Annotated in this window: 19 protein-coding genes and 2 pseudogenes; 14 read left to right on the forward strand and 7 right to left on the reverse strand. The window is 45.1% G+C overall.

Translation table 11 applies throughout. From position 1 onward, the window contains the following. The first annotated feature begins 23 nt into the window (after positions 1-23). Positions 24-1,859: an asparagine synthase (glutamine-hydrolyzing) gene (asnB, locus tag I8U17_RS15515; protein ID WP_198059760.1), complete on the forward strand. Its 1,836-nt coding sequence runs from the start codon at positions 24-26 to the stop codon at positions 1,857-1,859. Positions 1,860-2,057: 198 nt separating this feature from the next. Here asnB and I8U17_RS15520 read toward each other — a convergent pair whose 3' ends face one another. Next, positions 2,058-2,615, reverse strand: a complete 558-nt coding sequence (locus I8U17_RS15520; protein ID WP_198059761.1) for a thioredoxin family protein — start codon at positions 2,613-2,615, stop codon at positions 2,058-2,060. A gap of 90 nt (positions 2,616-2,705) precedes the next feature. Here I8U17_RS15520 and I8U17_RS15525 point away from each other — a divergent pair, with 90 nt between their 5' ends. The 4 genes from I8U17_RS15525 (at position 2,706) to I8U17_RS15540 (ending at position 6,188) form a co-directional block, all read left to right on the forward strand. Then, complete coding sequence (locus tag I8U17_RS15525) at positions 2,706-3,785, forward strand: NAD(P)H-dependent flavin oxidoreductase (protein ID WP_198056239.1); 1,080 nt, start codon at positions 2,706-2,708, stop codon at positions 3,783-3,785. A gap of 43 nt (positions 3,786-3,828) precedes the next feature. Beyond that, entirely contained in the window at positions 3,829-5,025 is a 1,197-nt protein-coding gene (locus I8U17_RS15530; RefSeq protein ID WP_370589268.1) for an acyl-CoA dehydrogenase family protein, read from the forward strand. Between the two features lie 209 nt (positions 5,026-5,234). Next, entirely contained in the window at positions 5,235-5,717 is a 483-nt protein-coding gene (locus tag I8U17_RS15535; protein WP_198056238.1) for a thermonuclease family protein, read from the forward strand. 132 nt (positions 5,718-5,849) lie between these two features. Then, positions 5,850-6,188: a YmaF family protein gene (locus I8U17_RS15540; protein ID WP_198059762.1), complete on the forward strand. Its 339-nt coding sequence runs from the start codon at positions 5,850-5,852 to the stop codon at positions 6,186-6,188. Positions 6,189-6,257: 69 nt separating this feature from the next. Here the strand turns inward: I8U17_RS15540 and I8U17_RS15545 are convergent, their stop codons facing one another. After that, on the reverse strand, positions 6,258-7,019 hold the full coding sequence (locus tag I8U17_RS15545) for a MerR family transcriptional regulator (RefSeq protein WP_198056236.1): 762 nt from the start codon (positions 7,017-7,019) through the stop codon (positions 6,258-6,260). Positions 7,020-7,270: 251 nt separating this feature from the next. On the opposite strand from I8U17_RS15545, the gene I8U17_RS15550 reads away from it, so the two are divergent. The 8 genes and pseudogenes from I8U17_RS15550 to I8U17_RS15580 all read left to right on the forward strand — a co-directional run bounded on the left by I8U17_RS15550 (position 7,271) and on the right by I8U17_RS15580 (position 13,062). Then, the gene (locus I8U17_RS15550) at positions 7,271-8,785 is read left to right on the forward strand and encodes a class I adenylate-forming enzyme family protein (RefSeq protein WP_198056235.1); all 1,515 of its coding nucleotides are present in this window, start codon (positions 7,271-7,273) and stop codon (positions 8,783-8,785) included. Positions 8,786-9,337: 552 nt separating this feature from the next. Next, positions 9,338-9,946 (forward strand): transglutaminase domain-containing protein, encoded by a 609-nt coding sequence (locus I8U17_RS15555; protein WP_198056234.1) that lies wholly within the window; start codon positions 9,338-9,340, stop codon positions 9,944-9,946. Between the two features lie 57 nt (positions 9,947-10,003). Then, positions 10,004-10,219 (forward strand): DUF4158 domain-containing protein, encoded by a 216-nt coding sequence (locus tag I8U17_RS18870; protein WP_370589271.1) that lies wholly within the window; start codon positions 10,004-10,006, stop codon positions 10,217-10,219. 420 nt (positions 10,220-10,639) lie between these two features. After that, positions 10,640-10,855, forward strand: a pseudogene (locus tag I8U17_RS18445) (ArsR/SmtB family transcription factor); the annotation flags it as partial. Positions 10,856-10,957: 102 nt separating this feature from the next. Beyond that, positions 10,958-11,356 carry an SRPBCC family protein gene (locus tag I8U17_RS18450; protein ID WP_232331141.1) on the forward strand — a complete coding sequence of 133 codons (399 nt, stop codon included), beginning with the start codon at positions 10,958-10,960 and terminating at the stop codon, positions 11,354-11,356. Positions 11,357-11,499: 143 nt separating this feature from the next. Then, positions 11,500-11,877, forward strand: coding sequence for a VOC family protein (locus I8U17_RS15570; protein WP_198059763.1), 378 nt, complete (start codon positions 11,500-11,502; stop codon positions 11,875-11,877). 318 nt (positions 11,878-12,195) lie between these two features. After that, positions 12,196-12,597: a site-specific integrase gene (locus I8U17_RS15575; protein ID WP_198059764.1), complete on the forward strand. Its 402-nt coding sequence runs from the start codon at positions 12,196-12,198 to the stop codon at positions 12,595-12,597. 84 nt (positions 12,598-12,681) lie between these two features. Next, a complete protein-coding gene (locus tag I8U17_RS15580) occupies positions 12,682-13,062 on the forward strand; it encodes a tyrosine-type recombinase/integrase (RefSeq protein WP_198059765.1) in 381 nt (126 codons plus the stop codon). 180 nt (positions 13,063-13,242) lie between these two features. Here I8U17_RS15580 and I8U17_RS19000 read toward each other — a convergent pair. The 5 genes and pseudogenes from I8U17_RS19000 to I8U17_RS15605 all read right to left on the reverse strand — a co-directional run. After that, positions 13,243-13,380: pseudogene (locus I8U17_RS19000) on the reverse strand (Tn3 family transposase); the annotation flags it as partial. Positions 13,381-13,462: 82 nt separating this feature from the next. Further along, positions 13,463-14,236: a DUF2935 domain-containing protein gene (locus I8U17_RS15590; protein WP_198056228.1), complete on the reverse strand. Its 774-nt coding sequence runs from the start codon at positions 14,234-14,236 to the stop codon at positions 13,463-13,465. 222 nt (positions 14,237-14,458) lie between these two features. Next, a complete protein-coding gene (locus I8U17_RS18880) occupies positions 14,459-14,869 on the reverse strand; it encodes a transposase (protein ID WP_198056227.1) in 411 nt (136 codons plus the stop codon). A gap of 39 nt (positions 14,870-14,908) precedes the next feature. Then, on the reverse strand, positions 14,909-15,328 hold the full coding sequence (locus I8U17_RS15600) for a DUF1259 domain-containing protein (RefSeq protein ID WP_370589269.1): 420 nt from the start codon (positions 15,326-15,328) through the stop codon (positions 14,909-14,911). Between the two features lie 2,253 nt (positions 15,329-17,581). Beyond that, positions 17,582-17,767: a YhjD family protein gene (locus I8U17_RS15605; RefSeq protein ID WP_198059766.1), complete on the reverse strand. Its 186-nt coding sequence runs from the start codon at positions 17,765-17,767 to the stop codon at positions 17,582-17,584. A 24-nt stretch (positions 17,768-17,791) separates the two neighbouring features. Between I8U17_RS15605 and I8U17_RS18885 the strand changes: the two genes are divergently transcribed. Next, complete coding sequence (locus tag I8U17_RS18885) at positions 17,792-18,064, forward strand: Tn3 family transposase (protein WP_370589272.1); 273 nt, start codon at positions 17,792-17,794, stop codon at positions 18,062-18,064. The last annotated feature ends 8 nt before the right edge of the window (positions 18,065-18,072 follow it).

Raw genomic sequence — 18,072 nt, forward strand, 5'->3', positions numbered from 1 at the left:
CCATAAAAGAGGAGAGAGATCCCATGTGCGGAATCGTCGGTTGGATTGACTGGAAAAGGGATTTGAGCAGTGAGAGGGCCACGATAGAAGCGATGACAAAAACACTTTACTGGCGCGGTCCGGATCAGCAAGCGGTATGGGTTTCTCCCACAGCTGCCATCGGTCACCGCCGTCTCATTGTGATCGACCCGGATGGCGGGGTTCAACCGATGGTATTCGAGGAATCGCGGGGACGGGTGGTTCTCGCCTATAATGGGGAAATTTATAATTTTCAAGAGTTGCGTCAAGAATTACAGTCTCTTGGCCATCGGTTTAAGACTCGTTCCGATACGGAAGTGGTATTGCGGGGCTATCTGCAATGGGGAGAGGAATTACCCAAAAAATTAAACGGGATTTTTGCCTTTGCTGTCTGGGATGAAAGAAACAGAGAACTGTTATTGGTCAGAGACCATCTCGGAGTCAAACCGCTTTTTTATGCTCAAATCGGGGAGTCCGTTTTTTTCGCTTCGGAAATGAAAGCACTTTTCGCGCATCCTGATATAAATCCGGAAGTGGATGCAGAAGGGTTGGCAGAACTCTTTGTAATGGGAGTGAGAACACCGGGACACGCGGTATATCGCGGGATCAAAGAAGTATTGCCCGGCCAGTTGATTCGTTTTACACAGCGGGGGAAACAGGAGAGCATTTATTGGGAGCTGCAAAGCAAACCGCATACCGATGATTTGAAAACAACCTATCTCCATATTCGCGAATTGCTGAGAGATACTGTGAAACGGCAGTTGGTGGCCGATATGCCGGTAGTTTCCCTGTTGTCCGGCGGGCTCGATTCCAGCGGGATCGCGGCCATTGCCGCCGAAGAATACCGGAAACAGGGAAAAGAGCCGCTGCGGACGTTTTCGGTTGATTTTGTGAACAGCGAACGGGATTTCAAGGAAAACCTGATGCATCGCAGTTTGGATACGCCTTGGGTAAAAAGGGTTTCCGAACATGCCAAAACGGATCATCAACTGGTCATTTTCAATGATGAAGATCTGATCCAACATTTAAGCATCAGTTACCGTGCCCGCGATTTGCCGGGATCGGGAAATATGGATACATCCCTCTATTTGCTGTTTAAAGAGATGAAGAAATCTGCAACTGTCGCCCTTTCCGGGGAATCTGCCGATGAAGTGTTCGGGGGATATATCTGGTTTCACATGAAGGAAATGGTGGAAGCGGATACATTCCCCTGGGCGGCTGTTATCTCGCATCAAGATGAGCCTTTCTCTTATTTATCCGAAGAGATGAAAAAGGCGATCCGTCCCGAGGAGTACATCAGGACACGGTATTTGGAAGCGCTGCAAAAGGTTCCGCGGCTGGACGGGGAGGAAAAAGAGGAGGCGCGGATGCGCGAAGTTCTTTACTTGAACCAGAAATATTTTCTCCTGATGCTGCTGGAACGAAAAGACCGCATGAGTATGGCAACCGGTCTGGAAGTGCGGGTGCCGTTCTGTGATTATCGGTTGGTCGAATATGTGTGGAACATTCCATGGAAAATGAAATGTGTGGATGAGATTGAAAAAGGCATTTTGCGTCGCGCCTTTGCAGATGTACTCCCGCATGATGTTCTGTATCGGCGGAAAAGCCCGTATCCTTCCACGTACAGTCCCACTTATCTGCAATTGATCCGCGACCGCCTGAGCGCCATTTTAAATAATGCCCATTCTCCCCTTCTTCCGCTTGTCTCCACTTCGAAATTACGTGATTTTCTGAAAGGGATTCAGGGGCAGGAAGTTTCCTTTCAACTTCTCAGCTTTATTGAACGCTTGATCCAGATCGATTCCTGGATGCGCGAATATAAAGTAAAGGTTGTGCTTTAATCAAAGACGAGGCTTGGCGGGATATGAGGAGCCAAGCCTCTTTTCTCTGATTTTTCCCGGTCCGCTTGAATAAGATTTAGGATTTCACCTTCCGATAGCCTTTGTAAAAATAATATGTATTATTGTACTATTGCTATAGGGGAAAGAGACAGACCGTAACAAAAAAGACGTCTCCGCGGGGGAAACGTCTTTTGCGCACTATTCCTTCCATTTGATATTGCAACCGAGACTCGGCTTCTGTTTTACAGTGACCGGTTCATTGTTCAGAATTTGATCCAGAGCGCCGCGAATCGATTCGCCTGTGACCGGGATTTCATTGCCCGGGCGGGAGTCATCCAGTTGTCCGCGGTACACGCATTTCAAATTCTTGTCAAAGATATAGAAGTCCGGAGTGCATGCAGCTTGGTATGCTTTGGCGACTTCCTGTGTTTCATCAAAGAGATAGGGAAACGGATACTTGAATTCTTTGGCCACTTCCTTCATCTTTTCCGGAGAGTCGTCGGGATATTTTACCGCATCGTTGGAATTGATCGCAATAAAGGAGATCCCTTTGGGGATATAGTCGTTAGCCAAACGAACCAGTTCTGGTTGCACATGCTTGACAAACGGGCAATGATTGCAAATAAACATGATCACTGTGGCAATATCCGATTTTTGTTCAGTCAATGAAACGTTTTTGCCTGAGATGACATCAGGCAGGGAAAACAAGGGGGCGTCGGCGCCGAGGGGAAACATATTGGACTCCGTACGGGCCATAATCAAACTCCTTTCTTTTTGCATTATTATACCAAAAGGACGAGCGTTCCTTAACCCCTGACAATTCTTAATGGAGCGGAGGAAGATGGTATGTGGGCGGATACAGAACTGAGTAAAATGCTGAAGATTGACTATCCGATTATTCAGGCGCCGATGGCAGGCGGACCGACAACTCCCGAGTTGGTGGCCGCTGTTTCCAACGCGGGCGGGTTGGGCTCTCTCGGAGCAGGATATCTAACACCAAAGCAGATACGAGAAGCAATTCGGGATATTAGAAATCGAACCAACCGACCTTTTGCGGTCAACTTGTTCATACCCGGGCCGGTCGAAGTGAACCCGGAGCAAATTTCCCGCGTGAATCAATATCTAGCTCCCTACCGGGAACAACGGGGGATGGAGCCGGAACCGAAAGTGAAGACGTTTGCGGAATCGTTCGAGGAACAAGTGAACATCGTTTTGGAAGAGGAAGTGCCGGTATTCAGTTTCACTTTTGGTCTCCTTTCCAAGAAACTGATCAGGATGATGAAAGAGAAAGGAATCATTCTCATCGGAACAGCGACCACGGTTCGGGAAGCGGTGCAATTACGGGAAAGCGGAGTGGATGCCATTGTGGCCCAGGGAAGTGAGGCCGGCGGTCACCGGGGAACCTTTGCCGGTTCGTACCGGCAGGCGCTGATCGGAACCATGGCATTGGTGCCGCAAATCGTTGATCAGGTTGACATTCCCGTCATCGCGGCCGGGGGAATTGCTGATAGCCGGGGCATTGTTGCCAGTTTGGCTTTGGGGGCGGCCGGAGTGCAGCTGGGTACCGCATTTTTGCCCTGTGTGGAAAGCGGGGCCCACGTTCAGCATAAGAAGATGATTTTAAACAGCACCGAAGAAAGCACAGTGGTAACCCGGTCTTTGACGGGAAAAGCCGCTCGCGGGATCAGGAATACGATGGTGGAAGTAATGGAGAAGCTGGATGAACAGGACATTCCCGATTATCCGGTTCTCAACGGTTTGACACGGGATTTGCGACAGGAAGCGGCACGGCAAAACAACCCCGAATGGATGTCTTTATGGGCCGGGCAGGCAACGCGCCTTTGTTCTTCTGTAACCGCCGGCGAATTGATGGAAAAGCTTGTTTCCGGGGTGACAACGATTTTAAGGCAGCTAAAGGATGAATGACAGGGACAAACCCGATTTCAACAGAAAGGAAGAGGGGATCTCAATGCTGAATTTTGCCCTTACAGAAGAGCAGGAAGCCGTCCGGAAGTTAGTACGCTCATTTGTTGACAGGGAAATCAACCCCTTTATTCGGGAATGGGATGCCAAAGGGCATTTTGAAACCTCTGTAATCGAGCGATTGGCCGAATTGTCATTAATGGGGGTTTGCATTCCCGAAAAGTACGGCGGAGCGGGCATGGATTATAACACATTGGCGATTGTTTGTGATGAGCTGGAACGGGGGGACACCGCTTTCCGCACCGCCGTATCGGTTCACACGGGACTGAACAGCATGACGATTCTCCAATGGGGAACCGAGTTGCAAAAACAAAAGTATTTGGTGCCGCAAGCGCGAGGGGAGAAGATTGGCGCTTTCGGTCTAACAGAACCCAATGCCGGATCGGATGTTGCCGCCATGGTGACCACGGCAAAGCGGGCGGGAGACGAATATATCCTGAACGGACAGAAGACATGGATTTCGCTTTGTGATATCGCCGATCATTTTCTGATCTTCGCCAAAACCGATCCCGACAAGAAACATCGGGGAATCAGCTGCTTTATCGTTGAACGAACGTTCCCCGGCGTGACGACCCGCGCGATCAAAGGGAAATTGGGGATTCGGGCCGGCAATACCGGCGAAGTGTTTTTGGAGGAGGTTCGGGTGCCGGTGGAAAATCGGCTGGGCGAAGAGGGAGAAGGGTTTAAAATCGCCATGTCAGCTTTGGACAATGGCCGTTTCACGGTGGCTGCCGGAGCATGCGGCCTGATTAACGCCTGTTTGGAGGCGAGCATCAAGTATTGCCATGAACGGAAAACCTTTGGCAAGGAAATCGGCAAACACCAATTGGTCCAGCAAATGATTGCCAAAATGTCCGCCAATCTGGAAATATCCCGCTTGCTCGTCTACCGGGCCGGCTGGTTAAAAAATCAGGGGAAGCGCAACACGCGGGAAACCTCATTGGCCAAGTGGATTGCTTGTGATGCTGCCTTTGAAGCGGCCAACGATGCCGTGCAAATCCACGGGGCATACGGTTATTCCAATGAATATCCGGTGGAGCGCTACTTGCGCAATGCAAAAGCTCCTGTCATTTATGAAGGAACACGGGAGATTCACACCCTGATGCAAGGAGAATATGCGCTCGGGTATCGTGTGGACAAGCCTTTGCGCAAGATGCTTCCCCCTTGGCCATTTAACGAATAAGAACAAAAAGACAGCTTCCCGCCGCCGTTTACGAACTGTACCACCCGGAAAGCGTGTAAATACGGAAGATGCGAGAAAAGAAGAACAGCCCGATTCACCCGAAAAAACTAAACACACTTCGATTCCAATTTTATAAATAGGAAAAAAATTATGCTATAATAAAAAAATAAGGGAAGTGGACAACCATAAACACAGAGGAGATGAATGGTGTGCCACTTATAAAGGGCAGAAAACCGGTGAGAGTGATTCGGGTTGTTGATGGAGACACAATCAAGGTAAAAATAGACGGAAGAGTGGAACGGGTGCGCTTCTTGTATGTCGATACCCCGGAGTTGAACGCTGTCAATCTGCTGGAGCATTTCAAAGCGTTGGAAGCTAAAAGGTATATTGTCAGCCAGTTGAAGAAGGCGAAACAGGTCTATATCGAACAAGGAAAGCTTAACCGCGACCAATACGGACGTCTGCTGGCGCATGTTTATGTCGATGACCAGCATTTGCAAAAATTGCTTTTGCGAAAAGGTTTGGCCAAGTGTGTCTTCCCCAAAAAAGCGCGGGGCATCAAAGAAGAGATCAAGGTTTTGGATGAATTTAAACGAATCGAAGAGAAAGCCAAACAAGAGAATCGGGGAATATGGCAATACGAACAAGCTGGTGGCACGATGATCAACCGCGTCCGCAAAATCCGAAATTGATTTGCATCCTACGTCCTTTGGTGATGTAGGATTTTTTATTTTGCTTTGCAGCCGTGGCCGGCATCTCATAAAGGTAGATAATCCGGCATATCAATCAAAAAAAGAAAGGTCTGAGGAACAGGGGTGAGTCGAATGGACAGAGTGGGAAAAAGCGATTTTGTCAGCGGTTTTGTTCCCAATCACAACCACGGTTCGGTTGATTATACGTCCGTTGATGCCGGTCATGTTCATCAATGTTTGGATGTTTCCTCCCCGCCAATTCCGACAAAGGACGGGAGCCACATTCACTATACGGAAGGTTATGTTGTCTTTGAAAGTGGTCACACGCATTATTACAAGGCTTATTCCGGACCGGCCATCCCGGTGGGAAATGGTATGCATGTTCATTATTATGATTTTTATACATCGGAGGATGCCGGACATCGGCACCGGGTCAGGGGAGTGGATCAACCGGCTCCGGGAACCAAATAGCACGCCTTTGCGTTTAAAAGAAAAAGCTCCTGGATTTCCGCCAGGAACTTTTTTGTGCACTCTGTACCATCATTTCCTCATCCCGGTAAAGATGAGAATCGCGTCTCTTAAAAATTCGGTCATGCCAGGCTGCTTTTCATAGTATGCCTTGAAGCGCTCATCATCCACATACATTTGGGCAAGGCCGGCGTGTGCTTCCCTGCTGTAATCGCTCCAGTGGAACGTCAGCCAACGTTTATGCAGCGCCGCCGTTTTTTGTGCAAGTTCGCCAGCCGGATCACCAGTGGCAAATGCCTTGGCCAGCGTCGACTGAATTTCCTCTTCCAGCCGGGTCATCGCTTCAAATTCTTCTCTGGTCATGTTTTTCAGTTTTTCATTGGAGCGATCCACGGCTTCATCGCCGTATTTGGCACGAATTTCTTCACCATATTTGGCTTCGTTCTCGTCAATCATCTGCTGTTTCAAACCTTCAAATTTCTCCTGATCAGTCATGATGATTCTCCCTTCCATGGAGGCAATGGTTTTTTCCACATTGACAATCAGCATATCCAATCGCTTTCTTTTGTCAAGCAGTTGCCGTCGGTGTGCCCGCAATGCTTCCAGTCCGTCATAGTCAGGGGAAGTGACGATCTCTTTGATTACCTCAAGACGGACTCCCAACTCTTTGTAGAATAGGATTTGCTGCAAGCGGTCAACTTCCGCATGACCGTAGATCCTGTAACCTGAGGAGTTGTATCTGGCCGGCTTCAGAATTCCGATCTCATCATAATACCGAAGCGTTCTGGCACTGATTCCTGCCAGACAGGCCAGTTTCTGTACCGTGTATTCCATGTGTTCACCCCCTGTGCTATTACTGTACACCTTTCCGTTTGCGTAAAGGTCAATCCTTTTTTTCTTCAATAAAATTGACCATATAAATAAAAAAATCTAAAATGAAAAAGGATAGTTTATCTTGGCTCTGGTGATTGCGATCTCGTGGACTTCAATTAACCGGAATATAATCGGTAAGGGTTTCTTTCTAAAATCATATACAATATCAAAAGCTCTGCAGTGGAGAAAGCGTTGTCCAAAAGGAGGATTTTATGCGTACAATTACAGACATCATGAATTATCGGGTTCATTTTACTCCGGGATTAGAAGCGCTGGTGGATCGCGGGAAACGATATACTTACCAGGAGTACAATCACAGAGTCAATCAAATGGCCCATTATTTGTTGGAATTAAAGGTGAAAAAGGGAGATCGCATCGCTATCCTGTGTAAGAACAATTATTTGTTTCCGGTTATTGTTCTTGCTACGATGAAATTGGGGGCAATTGCCGTTCCGTTGAATTGGCGACTGAATCCCAATGAGCTGGAATACATCTTAAGGGATAGTAAACCTGCAGTCGTCTTTTATGACAAGGAATTCTCTTTCTTGCTTTCCGAAGCCAAAAAACCAGATCTCCAGTTTACGGAGATCCGAGCAGAATCCGGCATAGATGGCCTTCTTTCTCTCGAAACCCTATTACATAACCGTCCTGTTGACGAACCTGATGTTGTGCTCCACGAAGATGATCCGGCAACCATTATTTATACTTCCGGCACTACCGGCAATCCAAAGGGCGTGGTCACCAGCCACAAAAGCTGGATTTTCAGTGTGATTGCCACTGCAAATGCATTGGAATGGCGTTTTCGCGACCGCTATCTCGCAGCTGCCCCGCTGTTTCATGTTAGCGGAATCATCATTACATTGGGCGCGATTTATCAAGGGATGACTATTGTCTTTATGGAAGATTTCGACCCTTCAAAAATATGGGAATTAATCGAGGCGGAGAGAATCGCCACCATGTTCGCCGTTCCGACGATGTTCATCTATATGCTGCCTGAACTGATGAGGAGCCAGAAAGAGATTACTTCCCTGCGAAACTTTATCGTGGGGGGATCGCCGGTTCCGAGAAAACTGATTGAACAATACGATCTTTACGGATATGAGATCACACAAGTCTACGGGTGCACGGAATGTACAGGCCTGTTTTCCGTCTGGCATCCCCATATGGGCATGGAAAAATGCATCTCATCCGGGAAGACCATTTTGGGAGGTGAACTCAAGATTATAAATCCCGAAACCGGTCAAGAAGTGCCCACTGGTGAAGTAGGAGAAATTTTGATCAGAGGGCCGCAGCTTTTCATGGGATACTGGAATAACCCGGAAGCTACGAGAAAAGCACTGAGGGATGGATGGTTCTGTACCGGAGATGCGGGAAAAGTTGATGAAGATGGCTTCTTATACGTTTTGGATCGATACAAGGATATGATCATCTGCGGAGGAACCAATATTTATCCTGCCCAGGTCGAAGGTGTGATCAAAGAGCTGGACGATGTTCTGGAAGTGGCTCTGATCGGGATTCCTCATGCAGTTTGGGGAGAAATTCCACGGGCATATATCGTCAAAAAACCTGGCTCCAATTTGACGGAAGCAGACGTGTTATATCACTGCCACCAAAAATTGGCCAATTATAAAGTATCGGAAGTGGTATTTATCGATTCACTTCCAAAAAACAACGTAGGAAAAGTGTTAAAGCGGGTATTAAGAGAGCAAGCGATCAAGCAAGGATGAAAATGTCTCACCCCCTCTCATTGCAAACGGGAGGGGGTTTTTTATTCCCGATTTCCGCAAACAATTTTTATAAAGCGCTTGACCCTTACCTTGGAGGAGGGATTAATGTATTAATCGAGGAGGAGAAATATGTTGTATACCGGGGGAAGTCCGAGATACGTGTAAAATATATAGTTACAAATGGGGAAAGTTAGAAAAAGCCGATTCCTGGTAAAGGAACGGCTTTATTTCATATTGGCCAATTATTTATAGATATCACTTGCTCTAGTACTCTTTGACTACCTTATAAAATGAGTTCTTTTTCAGCCCGAGTAACCGCATGAATTCAACGGCTGTAATCTATTTGTTTTTCCATCTCGAATAGTGAGAGGCTAATAACTGGCGTTGCTCAAGGGACAGCGTCTGTAAATTGAACTTGGGTCTCCCTAAATGTTTACCTTGAGCTTTTGCAAGCGAAACATAAGAATAGTTTTTTATTAAAGGGACTTTTTAGAATGATTATCGAAAAAAGTACTATCAAATCAGATGAATCTGATTCGAGAGGGTGAGGGAATGAAAAGCTCTGAACAACGTTTGGATTTTTGTTTGCAACCTGTGGGAGAAGTGTCCCAGGCGTTTCAGTTTTTGGGTGTACAGACGTTCCAGGAAGCCTCCTGTTATTTGCAGACGTTGCCGTACGGGCGGAATGCAGACCGGGTGGATGCGCGATCAGTCTTGCGCGAGGGGAAAGGGACATGTAGTACGAAGCACGCGCTGTTGGCCATGTTGGCGGAGGAAAACAACATTCCCGTCCGGTTGATGGTCGGCATTTATTTGATGAATAAGGCCAACACACCCGATGTTGGCGAGGTGTTAAAGAGATACGGCTTTGCGGTATTTGGATTTCACGCGTCTGACTGGTCAAACGGATGGGATCACCTTTCATTCCTGGCGGAAAAAGAGATTACACCCGAAGGAATTGGGGAGGAAAAGATACGGTTTCATCAAGATTATTTGAAACACTGGGTGACATCCTCAGGCGTGCCCATCAAGGACTGGAGAAAAGTGTGGGAGATACGTGAAGCGTGCATCGCCGCATTGACACACAATCGGAATGAACCTCCACCCTATCATCAAGCTAGGGGTAGATGTAGTGAACAAATAAACTTGACTACAGCATGAGGGGGGATTGACCTTGGCATCTATTGAGCGTACTGCATCTCCCCGGCACAAGCGTTCATACACCGAAAAGAGTTGGAACGGGTATACAAACCTTCGGGCGAAGAAGTTCGGTTTGTATACGAATTAACACGGGGCCCTAAATCCTTGCTAAGCGCAATGATTTTATTGAAGACTTCGCAACGGTTGGGCTATTTTCCTAAACTCGAAGAAGTGCCTGCTCAGATTGTCGATTATATCCGTGACCGAATGAAACTACCTCTTCTTTTGCTTTGATGGTGAAAGAAAAAACCTCTCCCTCACATTGGAGCGAGAATCCATCGATAGGAGGAGCGAGTCGAAACATGGCTCGATTCAGAAATACGGGAGTCGGAACTTCTTCGTCAGTTTTGACAGCTCAAACGCTTATATTTTGATGGACCAAAGCCAGTAGCTCCAACCCCATAATCATTTTCGGTACTTTTTTCAGCCTGATTTCCACCTATTTCCGAAATGGCGGCAAATTGCTCTATGCTCCCTCTACCCCTTATAGGGGTGAAGGTAGGCAGTTTTGGTGTGATCTTACCAATAAATAGGATTTGACATGACACTAATCGGTGTCCTATAATGAATATGACACCAAATGGTGTCTAATTAATCGGTGTCATTTTAGGAAATGATTATAAGGGGGAGGTGATTTGAACGAAAAAAGGTCAAATGCGGGACGTTTTTGCCGCCGTTGCTGATCCAACTCGGCGTAAACTGCTTCGTCTGTTAGCAGATGCGGAAGAATTGCCTCTTCATGAATTAACGATTCATTTTCAAATGGGGCGTACAGCGGTTTCCAAACATTTGGCTATCCTTAAAGACGCCGGTCTTGTAACCGACCGAAGAGTTGGTAGGGAAACGCGGTATCGGTTGAATGCCGCTCCGTTGAGAGAAATTCAGGATTGGGTATCTTTTTACGAGAAATTCTGGAAAGAAAGAATTGTGCTTTTAAAGGATTTACTACAAGAGGATTCAGGAGGAACAAAAATGAAACCAGATGTTTCACTAGATTTTCATTTTAAAAGTTCAATCGAGCAGGTGTGGTTTGCCTTAACAGATTCGGATACTCTCGCGAAATGGATAGGGATGGATAATGATTTTAAACCGGTCGTTGGGCATAAATTTCAGTTTCGGACCGAGCCAACAGAATGGTGGAATGGAATTATAGATTGCGAAGTACTCGAAGTGGACGAGCCTCAGAAGTTATCTTACACTTGGGTAAGCGGTTCGGAAAATACAACGGTTACATGGACTTTGAAAAAAGCTCCGGACGGTACTACCCATCTGCATCTTGAACAAACTGGATTCAAAAATGAACAAGCGAAAAACGGAGCGATTCATGGTTGGCAGAGAATGCTTGACCAGCTCGAAAAAGTGTTAGCATAACTGTGCAGGCGCTCATCAAATCACCCCCAACTTGATATGGGGATCAATCACGTAACCATTAAGGTCGCAAAATCTACACATCTTGAGGAACTATTAGCGAAGATGTTCGCATGGTGCGAGCTTTATAGATTGAGGTGAATTTTATGAATTTAGGATTTAACTTTTATTTAGTCTTGGATGGAAATGGACAAGAAGCTGTTAATTTTTATGAAAACGCATTGGATGCAGAAATTGTTACAGTTGTTCTTGATGATGCGAATGAACGTGTACAACATGCACATTTAAAAGTGGGTAATACGGATTTTATGCTTTCAGATGAATTACCACCAAATAAAATCAAATCATCTCAGGTGACCCTATACATGCCGTTGAATGATGCAGAAAAAGCAAAAGAAGTATTTTGGAAATTGCAAGATGGTGGTCAAATAGTTTCGCCGATGCAAGAAACTCCCTGGAGCCCAGCACATGGAGTAGTAACAGACAGATTCGGCGTAACTTGGATTCTCAACACACGTAACTAATCATATAATTATAGCCTAGAATTTATGAGGCGATTGCTCTCCAGCTAATATCGGAAGCGATCGCCTCATTGTTTTGGAGCATTTATCATTGAACACTTGAGTCTTAGATGGCGTTTTATTGGGTAAATGGTGGCCAAAATCGACGGATGCTCCTTCTACCCCTACCCCATCAGGAGGAGCGAATTCGGGAATAAAAAACTTTACAGAATATGTATTCTGTCAACAAAATTTATCCGAACCCATTGAATTTACTTTACAGAATACGATGTAATGAAGGCAAAATTAACTTTTACAGAATACATAACCGATGAGGTGATCATGATCAACTACTTAGACCAATTTGAAACCTGGCTCAAACAAGAAGGAAAGGGTTTCCTATCTCCGACCCGTCGACTCTTCGAGAAATGGTATATGGAAACCAATCGTGTCGATTTCATCCCAAAAGACATTACGATCTTGGATGTCCAAGATTGGAAGCAACACATGCAAACCAACGAAAAATTGAAACCGGCCACCATCAATAAGCGAATTTCCTCCCTGAAAGTTTATTGGTCCTTTCTCATTGATACGGGTCTGGCTCCGGTTGATATCACGAAAAAGGTGAAAACCAAGCGCTCCTCTCAGGTCAACGAGGCTCCGCGCTGGTTAGAACGAAGAGAAGTGGCCAAAATTCTTCATTCTGTCGAAAGCGTCAAAAACGAATGGAAACGCAAGCGATAAAGCGACGATCATGATCTTGTTAAGAGCGAGCCTGCGGATCAGCGAAGTGAAAGATTTGGATTTGATGACGGTGGACGAAAGATATTGGTCACTGCCGGAAAAGGTGGTAAATGTCGCATGGTCTCCATGAATCCCGATTTGATTACCGCTTATAAGGAATGGATCGAGCAGCGCGGCCAGCTCGTAACCGACCGCCTCTTTGTTACCCGCAAAGGCGCGCCGATTACACGCCAGGGGATCCATGACCAATTAAAAAAATACTTCCTTGTCTTGGATGACAAAGAAGTATCTGCCCATTGCTTGCGCCATACCTTCTGCAAAAGCTTAATTGATCAAGGCGTGGATATTCAAAATGTGGCTGCGCTCGCCGGTCATGAATCCATCGAAACGACCCGGCGCTATACGACACCATCGGAAAGAGAGCTAAGAAAAGCCGTTGAGCTTATTAGTGAAGAACGGATGTAAACCACAAGTTATTAGCCGACACGGGTAACCCCTTAAATGATGAATAAATAATTGTGCCGGTTCCAAGCCATTACCCTGAAATACACAAAGAGCTACCCGAGAAGGGAAGCTCTTTTTCATGTATAAAAACAGGGGTCTAGGAGCCTTCAAGTGGTTTTTAGCTTTAATTCCAGCTTTCCATCAAAGGCGCTGAGGCGGTTCTTGTAAATCGATTACGTAATCACCAAATCGCTTGATATGTTCTGTTAGATAAGGGCTGAGTGCACTCAGATCGTCTGGGTCTATGTAATAACCTTCTCGCCTTAATTGACATGCAATTGGATTAAAGCAACCATTATCGAGTAAAAATTGTATGGGTAGATGTTCACATTGGTAGAAAAGAAGATTTAAGAGAGGGGCGCTATAATATAACCTGATCCTCTAAGTTTCTCCATAAGTGATGCGCTTCCCTGGCAATATGTTCTAATAAATCTGGCGGTGAAGTTGTAACAGCAGCACATCGTTTGATTAGATCGTCTAATTCCAATTTAAATGCTTCGAGATCTTTAGCTTCTTTAATAACCATTTGGTTGAAGTTGTGTAAAACCGGTAACACCTCATTACGTGGACGGCGTATCATTGTTCTGAGTGCATTTGCTTGGAGAAATAGGTTTTCAAATTTTTTTGTCATTTGTCTAACCCGATCATGAAGTTCATAATTTGATGTATCTAAATAATGGCTTATAAAGCTAAGATGATCCGCCATTTGCCTCAACCAAAAGTAATTTTCATGTATGGTTGCGTCGGCTGGTGAAACTCGCTTACCAGTCTGTAGTAATTTAAAGACTGACACAGTCTCTTCTGCTTCCCGTATCATATGATCGAGAAGTGATTGTGGAGTTGAAATAATGACTTCACACCGTAAAGCTTTATCCAGCGTATAGGTGAGTAAACTGTGAAATTCATGTGTCGCATGTTGAGCTTCATTAATCAAAGTTCCGACATCCGCTTTTTTTGATTTTGCTTTTTCCAATATCGTTCCCAAATGCTGAATCATATACTGGTTCGTACGGGCTAGTTCCACTTCATAATGGCTTATTTCTCTATCAAAAAATCGACCGTGATCAAAATTGTTTTGTACCCAAAAAGCTATTATCCCATAGATGTCTCTTTCATAATTATCCGTATAGGACATAGTCCCACCCCATTCTTGTTAGTAACTAATCATATGATTATGTAAGGCATTTGCCGCCATATGCCCAAAAAATGAAAAAAACGACTAGGGCGTGTCTGGTGAATCACTAATTGAGCCAAATTATCAGGGAAATCAAGCCGATGGCAGAAAAAAAAGTAAGCTACCCGTTTTTCATAACGAGTGGCGAAGCCGCGCCATTGTTTCAGACGAGTAATACAGCCTTCAATCACGTTTCGACTTTTTTGGACCGGCGTTCAGCCTGATCCCTACGTTCCGGGATTGATGAGGAATGCCCCGTTTAAGCAGAAGAAGTCGACAGGACGGATAGCTGTAACCACGGTCCGCAATGAGATGATCCGGCCTCTTACGAGGCCTTCCTTTTCCGAAACTGGGAACACAGATCGAGTCGAGCAAAGCTTGCAATTGGGTGCAATCATGTTGCTGACCCGGAGTGAGGGTAAAAGCAAGCGGACAACCTTTCCCGTCACAAGCGAGGTGAATTTTTGTCGTCAGATCTTCACGGCTTCGTCCGAGTGCCTCATTTTGGAAGCGAGGATCCCCCTTTTTTTGGCGCGCCTGCGGCTGCTGATGAGCTCGGACAATGGTGCTGTCGACGAAAACAAGCCAATCCACATCAGAAACGGCATGACAGTAGGTTTGGACATGCTTGAGCTAGCGATCCCATGTTCCACCTTTTTCCAACGCGTATTTAAGTGCTTCAGCTGTTTTTTGCGCAAAAGTTATGGGATTTTCTACAGATTGCCAATGGATAAACATCATCCGAGGTTTGTCAAACAGCCAATGATTATGCAAAGCCGTTACTAGAATATTTCGTTTTCGTAATGCGGAGATAAAACGGTTGACGTCTTTTTGTAAAATATGAGTTTCCCCAAGATTTAAAGCTCGCCCATTTTTATCGATCGATTCAAAGGAAAATAAAGCTGCCAATGTCAAAGGCGATTTAGACCGACGACCTTCAATGGTAACATGATGGGGGATAATCCGGGTTACGGTACAAACACCATTGACAATTTGAGGAGTTCCGCCAAGTATGGCTGCAAATCTTTTACAAACAGGACCTACTGTTTTCACCTCATAACCTCCTTTTACAATAAGGGTACAAATTAAGATATGAATTAAAATAAAATTGTGAAACTGCTATCCAACTAGGGCGTGTCTGGTATGTCAGATCCGGCTATATAGGGACTGCCCAAATTCATTAGATTACTGAGATTTTCGAGCAGGTCTTCTCTAATTGTTGAACTATAAGGGGTTAATCCGAGGTAAATCCAAATCTGGCCACATTAATTCTGCGTCACTTTTTGATCCATATGTCACTTTTAGAGCACTTTTGTGCTTATTGTATATGAGTGGGAAAATTTTTTTCATGATTTTTGTTCGTTATGTCACTTTTGGCTCATTCGGTCCCCATATATAAAATGAGGGAATTTTTTTGCTCATTATGTCCTTTTTCATTTATTCACTGTGCATAAATAGTGAACGGATTTTTTCGCGATTTTATGCGCGCACACCCCTGTTAGCGTCGTGTAATAGTAATGAGAGGACGTCCAATTGCGGGCGTCCTTTTTTCTATCCAAAGGATTGATTTGATGCGACAACCGGTGACTTGGGAACAGTTAAGCGTATCTTGGCCATCATCTCCATTGTTGTTGAGCTAATGAAATAAGATGCCCGAAATACTTGGGCAGCTACAAAAAACCTCTCCCCCACATTGGAGCGAGAATCCATTGATAGGAGGGGAATGTTCCTTCCACAAGGAAAGGAAAATCGATTTTTTTCGTCTCCGGCTGTGCGAAATGCTCCTCCCGCCGGTAATGTATAATGTACGGACAAAACGAAGGGGGCGATACCATGGTGAACAAGTATATCACCCAGGAGCAAGTGATGGTGATGATTGGACTAGCCCAGATTTTGATCGAACTGTTGAAGAGATAGAGGGAAGCCGCCGATGACTGGAGAACCCCATAAAAAGGAGGCTGCCCAATCGCTTGGGTAGCCTTATGGTTTCGGGGTGATTTGGTTCTGACGCTTCATCCCTTTATTCGAAATTTTGATTCATTTTTTGATCATCCTATGATAAAATGTCAAGGAGATGGAAGCAAATTTCGCTTCTTTTTCTTGAAACGAAAAGTTGCGCTAAACTCTACGATGCGTTCTTATCCCATCTCGACAGGAGGAAATGAGTCCAAAAACGATTCAGACCTATCGAACGATTCTTACCGATGTGGAATCGTATGTAATCAAATCCAAAGGGAAAGTGCTTTTATCCTATATCCATTGATTTTTGGACCGATATCTTCCTAGACCGCGTTTCCATCCCACGAATAACGTCTGCTCTCTGGGTGGTTCTTTTGTTTATTTCAAACAAAAACTGTCATGACAAACGAATAGCCACAACCCAGACATGAAAATGTTTCCATGTTGAATTTCCAGACCATACTTGTTAACACCAAGTCAGAGAAGAACTACGCGCTCTTTTATAGTGGTTCGACCCTGGAACAAAAACTGTATAAATTCACTCAGCGGACAACCCTATGTCGACATCGAATGGTAAATGCGATGATCACGGACAGAAAAATGGTATTATTTTTCGAGTGAATTTCCAGACTTGGAACTATCAAGACAAGGAGAAGTGAATATTCACAAAAACACGAATTAACATCGTGGTGGCTTTTTATTGCCTTTTTCAGGTTAAAGCGGCTTCTGCGAAGGATTTAAAAAAGAGGTGTGCTGATTTATTTTCACAGAAAAAAAGCCATCCTTATGGACGGCTGATGAGCTGGCTATCATGGGGCTCCATTAAAGATACGTCGCATCATCGTATACGGTCTCTTTCCCCTGTATACTAATGATCTAGTTCATCATATGATGATTTCCCTTTGGGTGTGACAGAATGCTGACACCCAGCACCAATCGTTAACCAAAAACATATAATATTAGAAAGAGTTTTACTTCCATCTACTTCCCCGCTTTTACTCCATCCTTTTTCATTTCTTCCCCTACCCTAAATCAAACTTCCTTTTGTTCTATGAAAGGAGGTGATCGGTATGTGTTTCAGAAGAAGACACCGTCGTTGCTTCCGATTCTGTTGCCCGCGCCGCCGTCATCATCGCCGCCACCACCGTCGTCACCACCGCCGCCATCGCCATGAGTGCTAATAACTGTAAGGAAACGCTGTACTAAATAATACAAAGGGTTACTGACCCTCCAATAAAGAAAATACTGTCTTTCATTTATCAATTTGTTCTTACTACAAGGTCAGTAACCCTATTACATAAAATATTTTGTTCCTAATTTTCGTGGGCTGCCTACAGCGGTTGAACCTTAATTTTCTCGATTGAGATACTCCTTCAAGATTTCGCTGCATTCGACCTTGATCCACTCATTCAGGAACTTCATTTCCTGCCTATATCCTTTGTACTTGTAGGCTACATAGCGATACTCCGGTTCCTGTTTGATCTCGATGATTTCCCCTGGCGATCTTCTGAAATACCCCCGTAGTTCCGTCATGTCCTTTTCGGCGGTGAAAGCATTATTGCTGATAATCATCCGGAAGAGCAAGAAAAGGTGATTAAGTACAATGATCTTGTTGCAAACGCAGTTATTCTTCAGAATGTAGTGGACTTAACAGCCATGTTACGGGGGTTGACCAGAGACGGATACGGAATCGAAAGTGAAGCCGTGGCTACTTTGAGTCCTTACATGACCAGTCACATTAAGCGCTTTGGTGACTATGTAATTGACATGGACAATGCACCTGAGCCCCCAGAACCACAATTAATCCTGCCAACTAGCATTGTGGAATAGCAAGTCAT

Origin of the sequence: Thermoactinomyces sp. CICC 10521, from assembly GCF_016055135.1 — a bacterium.
GTDB lineage: Bacteria > Bacillota > Bacilli > Thermoactinomycetales > Thermoactinomycetaceae > Thermoactinomyces_A > Thermoactinomyces_A daqus.